At 51.6% G+C, this 1,255-nt stretch carries 2 protein-coding genes; both read left to right on the forward strand.

Annotated features, from left to right (window positions below):
- Positions 1-76 precede the first annotated feature (76 nt).
- Entirely contained in the window at positions 77-670 is a 594-nt protein-coding gene (locus QVO97_RS05025) for a DUF1653 domain-containing protein (RefSeq protein WP_022359296.1), read from the forward strand.
- A gap of 112 nt (positions 671-782) precedes the next feature.
- A partial coding sequence (locus tag QVO97_RS05030) for a GIY-YIG nuclease family protein (RefSeq protein WP_288188994.1) occupies positions 783-1,255 on the forward strand: 473 nt, incomplete at its 3' end.

Consider the following 1,255-nt stretch of genomic DNA (forward strand, 5'->3'; position numbering starts at 1 on the left):
GCAGATTTATGGCGAACGGCGAATCGTGATATAATGTGAACACTTAGCGAGATGTTTTAAGGAGGTATCAGCATTCATGCGGGAAATTCCAAAGCCGGGCGAGCGGTACCGGCATTTTAAAAATAAAGAATATCAGATTCTGGCGGTGGCGACCCACTCGGAAACGGGGGAAAAGATGGTTGTCTATCAGGCGCTCTATGGAGAATATGGCGTCTGGGTTAGACCGCTTTCTATGTTTATGGAAGAGGTAGATCGGGTAAAATATCCGGAGGCGGCGCAGAGATACCGGTTTGAGCGGATTGCGGCGGGTCCGTGGGAAAATTCGAAACAGCAGGAAATAAGGACAACCAGAACGACTCATGTCGTAAATGAAGGTGTACGCCGTTCGAAAATGTCGGACGCAGCCACTCATTCCTGGGACATACCGCAGGAGGAACCGGAGCTGCATCCGCTTGTGGCAGAATTTCTGGATCAGGAAACGACCGAGGGCAGGCTGGAAGTACTCCAGAGAATGAGCGGCAAGGTGGACAAGCGGGATCTTGACAGTCTCTGCTTCTGTCTGGATATGAATCCGGTCGGTGGAAGCGTGGAGGAAGAGCTGGACGCGATCCGTCAGTGTATCCGGATGCAGCAGAGGTACGATGCACCGCGCCTGCGGTATGGAAAGTGAGCGGCTGTCTGGCAGAAGAGTCTGGGTAACTGTTCACGGGTAGGCACTTTTGAAACCGAAAGTGCCGTAAGAAAACGTGGTGGCAGCAGGTTAGAAAACAGGATGGTTTGAGATGTTTCAAATAGAAGAAGAACTGAAAAAACTGCCGGGGCAGCCGGGTGTTTATATTATGCACGATGCGAAGGACGCGATCATCTATGTCGGCAAGGCGATCAGCCTAAAAAACCGAGTCCGCCAATATTTCCAGAGCAGCCGGGATAAGACGGCGAAGATCAAGCAGATGGTCTCGAAGATAGCACGTTTTGAGTACATCGTGACGGATTCGGAGCTGGAAGCGCTGGTGCTGGAGTGCAACCTGATCAAAGAGCACCGCCCACGCTATAATACGATGCTCAAGGATGACAAGACGTACCCGTACATCAAGGTGACGGCTTCGGAGGAGTACCCGCGGATCTTGTTTTCACGCCAGATGAAAAAGGATAAAAATAAGTATTTTGGTCCTTTTACGAGCGCGGGGGCAGTCAAAGACACAATCGAGCTGATTCGGAAGATATACCGGATCCGGGCGTGCAGCCGGAAGCTGCC

It is taken from the genome of Clostridium sp. CAG:43 (assembly GCF_000434655.1).
GTDB lineage: Bacteria > Bacillota > Clostridia > Lachnospirales > Lachnospiraceae > Otoolea > Otoolea fessa.

What these genes read in the sequence shown, in the direction of transcription:
- QVO97_RS05025 (WP_022359296.1), top strand. Translation starts at nt 77, where the DNA reads ATGCGGGAAATTCCAAAGCCGGGCGAGCGGTACCGGCATTTTAAAAAT.